The following is a 7,047-nucleotide window of genomic DNA, read 5'->3' on the forward strand; positions in this document are numbered from 1 at the left end:
CAAGACGGTTCCGGTCCCTCTGGCGGCGATCGGCGATCTGGAGGACATCGTCAGCCTGCTGCTCGCGCCGATCTTTCCGCCCCGGAAGGGCATTCGCCTGCTCGGCGTGTCACTGTCGTCGCTGGAGCGGCGGACCTCCGGGACGGAGCCGCAGCTGCGGTTGGCGCTTTAGACGGCCAGCATCTGCTGGGCCGGCGCGCTGGCGTGGCGCTTGATCCGGAATGTCCCCGCCGGCAGTGGCCGCAGGATTTCTTCTTCGGGGAGAAGACCGTTGAGCCAGGCCGTGCGTTGATCCCGTATCAGCACCGCCATCTGCCGGTCGTGGAACGGCGCGATGTCCGCATTCGCTTCGATCGTAAGGATGGCATAGGCCTCCGGCCAATCGCTGGCCGCCGGCCGCCAGATCCCCGCGAAATAGAACCAGTCGCCGTTGGCGAGCGAGAAACTGAAGTTCTGGTGCCGAAACTCCGACGCCGGCACCAGGCAGCGGTGGCTCGGAAACGTTCGTCCTTCCGAGCGGACAACGTTGACGGCGCGTGGACCACCGTCGCGCGGGCGCAACCCCCACGGCAGCTCCACCATCTCCACTTCGCCGTCATGGCGTCTTATGATGACGCGGCGCTCATCGAGCGGGGCATCGGACTGGAAAACGGTCGCGTTCATAATGACCTGAACATATCAGGAACATTTACATTAGACAAGATCGATGGATAATGCGGATGAACCAAAGCTGCCAATTTCTATGCGCTCAATTGAGACCGAGCTTCAGATGGTCATGCGACACGTTCGAGATGGCGCCGCCATCGTCGCGCGTCAAACTGTGCTGGTCAAAAGACTGGCCGCGCTCGGTGCCGACACAGGAAGCCCAGGAACTGCTGGTCCTGCTGGAGCGCGTGCAATTCAAGCATATATTGCACCTGCAGCGCCTTGGTCGCGAGGTGATGGGACCACACTCGAAGGGAAGAGCAATGTGCAATGATTATCGGCTGATGGTAGACGCCGCCTCGATCGCAAGGGACTTCGCCGATCTCAAGATCAAGATCCGTTTCGGCGAAGGCACGCCGAACCTCCAGGCGCGGGAGGACATCAAGATCACCGATGTCGGGCCCATCGTTAGAACGATCGAGGGGATCCGCGATGAGGCCGAGCTCGTGCAGCGGCGCTGGAGCTGGCCGGGGCCGAACAAGCGGCCAGTCTATAATTTTCGGTCGGAAGGTCGCGAGTTCACGTCCAACCGCTGTCTGATCGTTGCCGACGGCTTTTACGAGTTCACGGATTCGAAGGACCCGAAAAAGAAACGCAAGGACAAGTGGCTGTTCACCAAGAAGGACGAACCGATCTTCTGCATCGCCGGCATCTGGCGCGAAACCCCGGAAGTCGGACAGGCCTTCACCATGCTGACGATGGAACCTGGGCCGGACATCGCGCCCTACCACGACCGGCAGATCGTCATCCTCGAGCGCGAGGCATGGGCCGACTGGCTCGATCCGACGGTTTCCGCGAAGTCGATGATCAAGCCGCTCCCTGCGGAGACCCTGTCCGTGGAGCAGGTCGGCTGAACCGGAATATCCCAAGCGCCACCCCAATCGAATGTCGATCGTGACAAGGTCGAAAAATAGCTGCCCGCGCGCTCACCACACTCTTGCGCAGATTAGCAAATTGTAATTCACTCCTCGCGATCAACTTTGGGGCGAGGGGAACATCGATGATCCGGTATCTGGCAGCATGTCTTCTGGTTCTGTGCGGATCGGTGGAGGCCCTGGCAAGCCAGGTTACCATCGCCACCTGGAACCTCGGCTGGCATATGGACCTGCAAACGGTGCAGCAGTGGATCGGCGAATGTTCGAAGAACTATGTCGAGGATCCCGCCACCGGCAAGTTCAGGCCGTCGCAGGACGCGGGCTTCAAGCCGGGATGGGACATCGACGCATTCAAGATCGAGGGATGGGACGTCAGCCGCCTCCCTGTCTGCAATGTCTATTTCGCAGGGGGAACCGTTCGCGTCAATCTCGATGCCTACCGCAAGCGGCAGGAGCAGATCGCGAACTTCATCTCAAGATCCGTGCCCGCCGACATCATCGCCTTCCAGGAGGTCAGCGGCGAGCAGTCTGCCCGGGAAGTGCTTCCGAATGGCGGCAACGATTACGATTTCTGCCCCGTGACGGGCTACAAGGTGCAGCGCCTGGTCATCGCCTGGAAGAAAACCCTCGGTGAAAAGGTCTCCTGCGCGATCGAGGACGCGCTCAGCCTTCCCGCCAACCCCGATGACAAACGACCACGTCCAGGTCTTGCGCTGACGCTGAAGATCGATGGAAAACTGCTTCGCATCATGGATGTCCATCTCAAATCCAGCTGCGTGTCGCCGTTCGACGGTGGAAACCTCGAGGGTACGGGCAAGGACTGCGTAATCCTGCAGCAGCAGATCGATCCGCTCGAAAGCTGGGTTGAGCGCGCAGCAGGCGACGGCGCAAAAATCGTCCTTCTCGGCGATTTCAACCGCAACCTCTGGCACGAGTTGCGCGACCAGCGGCCGGCCAGAACGGACGCCAGCGCAACTTCATCGCCGCGGCCGGCGGGCGTGCTGTCGCGGTCTCTGATAGAAGAGATCGCTGACGGGCAACCGGCGACCGCCAACCTCAAGATTCTCGACGAGCACTGCCAGATTGGCGATGCCGGGCAGACACTTTGCGTCCAGGCCGAAATCCGCGACCTGACCCCGCCGGAAACACAGTTGCTCGCATCGGACAATTATCTCGGGTGCCGCAATCCAGTGGGGCTTGATCACATCCTCGTCGGCCCCGGTGTCAATGGCGATGGCCCGGCCGAGCATTTGAGCATTGGCAGCCTTGGTAGCAACAGAGCAGGCACCCCAAACGGAAAAGATCAAGTGCTGGCGATTTCGGATCACTGCCCGATGATCGCCCGGCTGAATTTTTGACTCCTCGATCAGAACACCTCACGCGAATTTCATATCTGCAGTGCATCGAGGCCGAGTCGGGGGATGATTATGTTACGTCGAACTTTTCTAACGCAGGCATCTTTGTCTGCTGTCGCATTGACTGCGGGTTGCGGACGGTCGAGCCCTTCGACACCGGGCGAAGGCGTCCCTTTGGTCGACGCTCACTGCCACGTTTTCAATGCGTCGGATCTGCCGACCACCCGCTTCCTGCGGCAAGTCGTCTTCGAGGATTTCCCGAAGCAGTCGGCCGCCCGCATTCTCGCGGTGCGTGATCCCGACGTGACCGACGAATTCATCGCGCTCCTTCTGAAGCTTCTCGGTACGGATAGCGCACCGACGGCAGATGAAGAGATCGCGTTTCTCGATACCGGGCGGAATGGAAAAGCGGCCTCTTTGACGGTCGAGAAAGCGCGCGCGGCGGCTGTCGAAGACACAAGCCAGCATCTCCTGGAACTCGATCGGAAAAGGCGGCGGATCGTTACGATGGCGGCCCCCGACGATCTCGCAACACGATCATCTACCTCCGGGGAAAAGTTCCTCAATTATATGCTCGGGGATCCGATCAAGACTCTACGCGCGAACGAACCGCTCACAATCGGAGAAGCCCGCGGAGCCAGCCAGCGCGCTTTCCGCAGGCAAGATGCTGTGGGCCGCTATCTCAATTGGTTCAGTCTGTTTCGTCTTTACCGGCACGTCCTTGTCGATCGCCTGGTGGCCGACAGCAATGCGCAGGGCTTCAACCCGGTCCTGTTGACGCCGGCGCTCGTCGATTATGATGAGTGGCTCTATGAAGATGTCGACTCTTCACCGTTACCCCGGCAGATGGTGGTCATGGATCGGATTTCGCAGCGCATGGCGAAAGCGAAATCCGGTCCCGTCGTCCACGGCTACATGGGATTTGATCCACTTCGGGAAGTGGCATTCCGGAAAGGGAAAAGCCGTGTAAGCTCGCTTGCGACTACCCGTTCGGCTTTGATGGAACATGGCTTCATCGGCATCAAGCTCTATCCGCCGATGGGCTTTCGTCCAACGGGCAACCAGCCACCATATCCGGAGCGAACGGTGAAGAGCGTGGGATTTGAACCCAACGAGGAACTCGATGCTGCGCTTCGAGACCTCTACAAGCTCTGCGTCGATGTCGATGCCCCGATATTGGCTCATGGCTATGCGTCGAACGGTTCGGGTCCAGATTATGCAAAGCGGGGCGATCCCGCCTACTGGATCCCTGTGTTCAAGGAGTTCTCCAAACTTCGGGTTTGTATCGCGCATTTCGGTCGTTTCAGCGCACGGTCGGCTGGACGGGAAGGAATGCCTTTGCCGGATGGCAGTTGGGAATGGCGGCTGGGTGAATTCATCAAGGAAAATCCTGGCCGGAACGTGGTCGCCGACATCAGCTATTTTTCCGAGGTGCTTTCGGCCGGCCCGAGAGAACGAGACTTCCTTGCGAAGTCCTTCAACAAATGGCTGGAAAGATTCGACAGCGATTGCGATCACATCGTTTACGGAAGCGACTGGATCATGCTCGGTAAGGAGGCCGGCTATAATCACTATATCGAAAGCGTGAACGCCTTCCTACGCACCGACTGCGGACTTTCGGACGATATTTGCGACAAGATCTTCCGTCGCAACGCGCTTCGGTTCCTTCCCTTGGAACGGGGAAGCCGCGGGCGCGAGCGGCTTCTCGCCTACTATCGAACAAATGGACTGGATGAGAGCCGCCTTCCCTCCACAAGCTCGCGCCTGATCGCAAGTCTCTTTGGTCGTTGAATAGACAGCAACGGGCTCATTGCAGGCGTGAGCGCCTTGAACGGGTATCGAACCGTCGGCCTGTCGTTTGCTCGGACCAAAATGCCTTTAGGGAGCAATTTGCTCTTGGGGGCGGCCCAAATGGGGATATGAGTAGCCATCCTGCTTCACAACTTCCCTTATCAGTCCATTCGGGACCTCAGCCGCCTCGCCAATAGCTGTCGATGATATGCTGGCCATTGTTGACTATCCGCTGACCGATTTCGGGATCGCCGCCCTTCAGCGTATCGGGATCGCCGCCGCAGAGGCGGACAAACGTCACCTGCTGAACCGTGAACATGAAATAATCCCTGCTGGTCGGCTCGAATTCCAGCCCCGCCTCCTTGAAACCGTCCGCGACTTCGGTAGCCGCGACCTCGATCGCCTTGAAGACTTTGTCTAACATCGAACGTTCAGCCGCATTGCGGATCTCATGATATTTCCGCTGTTCGGGCGTCGGCGCGGAGCAGGTCTTCTCGGTCATATCTTTCTCCATGGCATGATGGTTGGCCTCACTGAAGTTTGCGCTATCTCAAGCGGAAACATGGGAGGTCGTAGATGAAGGTCCAGAAGTTCAGCATTTCAGACGCAGAGCTCGTCAAATCGCCCGGACAGGATGCCGACATCTATGTCGGAAACCTGGTGGACGAGAGAAACGGTGGCCCGGTCTCGATCGGTTATGGCCGGTATGCTCCGGGTCAGTCACTGACGGAGACGATGGCTGTAGACGACACGATGATCGTTCTTGAGGGCCGGCTGTCGGTATCCACCAGCGATGGAACGGTTACTGCCGGACCCGGCGACATCGTGTATATGCCCAAGGGCCAGTCCGTGACCATCACCACCGAGGGAGAGGGTGCGACGACGGCTTTTGTGACCTATCCGCACTGGGCCGAGGCGCGCGAGAGATGAAAGGAGACGGCCTCCTTGCTAAGCGAACATCCCGGCCGGCAAAACACGCGACTGATCTACCACGTCAGCAATAGAGTCTCGTCCGTTTCGTGCAGTCCATCGATCGTTTTCTCGAGGCACCTCTCCCGCCACTTTCATTGCATCGCAGCGGATCCAGCTCTTGCCTTTATACTGACGAGCTGATTCAATCGGGCAAGGGTATGAATTCCGCGCGGTCGTCGGCGGGAAGGTCGAACTGTCCCTCACCCCACTTTCCAGCTCGCCACTCAGCCTTGGCCTCCTCAATACGCTCCATGGAAGACGCCACAAAGTTCCACCAGATGTATCTGGGTCCGGAGAACGTGGCCCCGCCGAGGATCATGATGCGCGCGCCTTGCTCGCCGGCGGCGACGGTTATCCTGTCTCCTGGACGGAACACCATCATCTGCATCGTGCCGAAGTCCTGTCCGGCAACCGAGATCGAACCTTCGACGACATAGATGGCGCGGTCTTCATGATCGTCCGGCATGGGCAGACGCGCGCGAGGATCCAGTTTAACGTCGGCGTAGAAGGTCTCCGAGAACATCCTGGCGGGAGCACGCTCTCCGTAGGCGTTGCCAAGAATCAGCCGAACCGAGACGCCGTTGTCGTCGATCATCGGAAGCGCGCTCCGACCGTGGTGCTCGAAGGAAGGCGCCACGTCCTCGTGGCGATCAGGCAGGGCGAGCCACGTCTGTATTCCGAACAGACTATTGGGGCCGCTCCTTGCCGCCGCACTCGTGCGTTCTGAGTGCGATACGCCTTTGCCCGCCACCATCCAGTTCAACTCACCTGGCCTGATGATCTGGTTCGCACCGGTGCTGTCCCGGTGATGGAAGTCGCCTTGATAGAGGTAGGTCACGGTGCCAAGACCGATATGCGGATGGGGTCGAACGTCGACGCCCTGCCCGGTCAGGAGTTCGGCGGGACCAGCCTGGTCGAAGAATATGAACGGGCCGACCATCTGGCGATTCGGCGCAGGTAGCGCGCGTCGGACCTCGAAGCCGCCCAAATCGCGGGCGCGGGGAACGATCAACGTTTCGATCGCGTCCACACCGACCTCATCAGGGCATCCTGGTTCGATGGCGGGGTTCCAGCTCATGTGCAACGTCCTCTTCTTCGGCCGATGATCATCTATTCATAGCGAGGAGCGGAGGCGCATGGCGTACCCGCCCCTCTTTTTAAGCGCGCTTACACTCCAGCGCCAGCCTTGGGCGCGGCAGTGTTGAGCAACTGCTGCTCCCACAGATAGGCAATGCCGCTGCCGCCAGAATGCTGGACGATGACATCGGTGATCTTCGCAGCCTGTTCGGCACGGGCCCAGTCGCGCTGCCATTCGGCAGCGAGCGCGAGCCACGTCATCATGTTAACCC

Annotated in this window: 7 protein-coding genes and 2 pseudogenes; 5 read left to right on the forward strand and 4 right to left on the reverse strand. The window is 59.5% G+C overall.

The window, feature by feature from the left end; all coding sequences use genetic code 11:
* Window positions 1–172: pseudogene (locus tag AF337_RS45360) on the forward strand (DNA polymerase IV); the annotation flags it as partial.
* Here the strand turns inward: AF337_RS45360 and AF337_RS13275 are convergent.
* Window positions 169–666 (reverse strand): SOS response-associated peptidase family protein, encoded by a 498-nt coding sequence (locus AF337_RS13275; protein WP_193393610.1) that lies wholly within the window; start codon window positions 664–666, stop codon window positions 169–171. The pseudogene AF337_RS45360 and the gene AF337_RS13275 overlap by 4 nt on opposite strands.
* A gap of 302 nt (window positions 667–968) precedes the next feature.
* Between AF337_RS13275 and AF337_RS13280 the strand changes: the two genes are divergently transcribed.
* The 3 genes from AF337_RS13280 (at window position 969) to AF337_RS13290 (ending at window position 4,726) form a co-directional block, all read left to right on the forward strand.
* A complete protein-coding gene (locus tag AF337_RS13280; protein ID WP_049732460.1) occupies window positions 969–1,559 on the forward strand; it encodes an SOS response-associated peptidase in 591 nt (196 codons plus the stop codon).
* Window positions 1,560–1,705: 146 nt separating this feature from the next.
* Window positions 1,706–2,938: an endonuclease/exonuclease/phosphatase family protein gene (locus AF337_RS13285; protein WP_049732461.1), complete on the forward strand. Its 1,233-nt coding sequence runs from the start codon at window positions 1,706–1,708 to the stop codon at window positions 2,936–2,938.
* A 171-nt stretch (window positions 2,939–3,109) separates the two neighbouring features.
* Window positions 3,110–4,726, forward strand: coding sequence for an amidohydrolase family protein (locus tag AF337_RS13290; RefSeq protein WP_244471242.1), 1,617 nt, complete (start codon window positions 3,110–3,112; stop codon window positions 4,724–4,726).
* 178 nt (window positions 4,727–4,904) lie between these two features.
* Here AF337_RS13290 and AF337_RS13295 read toward each other — a convergent pair whose 3' ends face one another.
* A complete protein-coding gene (locus tag AF337_RS13295; protein ID WP_049732463.1) occupies window positions 4,905–5,228 on the reverse strand; it encodes a hypothetical protein in 324 nt (107 codons plus the stop codon).
* 74 nt (window positions 5,229–5,302) lie between these two features.
* On the opposite strand from AF337_RS13295, the gene AF337_RS13300 reads away from it, so the two are divergent.
* Complete coding sequence (locus AF337_RS13300; protein ID WP_049732464.1) at window positions 5,303–5,656, forward strand: cupin domain-containing protein; 354 nt, start codon at window positions 5,303–5,305, stop codon at window positions 5,654–5,656.
* 184 nt (window positions 5,657–5,840) lie between these two features.
* Here AF337_RS13300 and AF337_RS13305 read toward each other — a convergent pair whose 3' ends face one another.
* Window positions 5,841–6,776, reverse strand: coding sequence for a pirin family protein (locus AF337_RS13305; protein WP_049732465.1), 936 nt, complete (start codon window positions 6,774–6,776; stop codon window positions 5,841–5,843).
* An 89-nt stretch (window positions 6,777–6,865) separates the two neighbouring features.
* Window positions 6,866–7,047 (reverse strand): annotated as a pseudogene (locus tag AF337_RS40325) (hydrolase); the annotation flags it as partial.

It is taken from the genome of Rhizobium ecuadorense (assembly GCF_001187535.1).
Lineage (GTDB): Bacteria > Pseudomonadota > Alphaproteobacteria > Rhizobiales > Rhizobiaceae > Rhizobium > Rhizobium ecuadorense.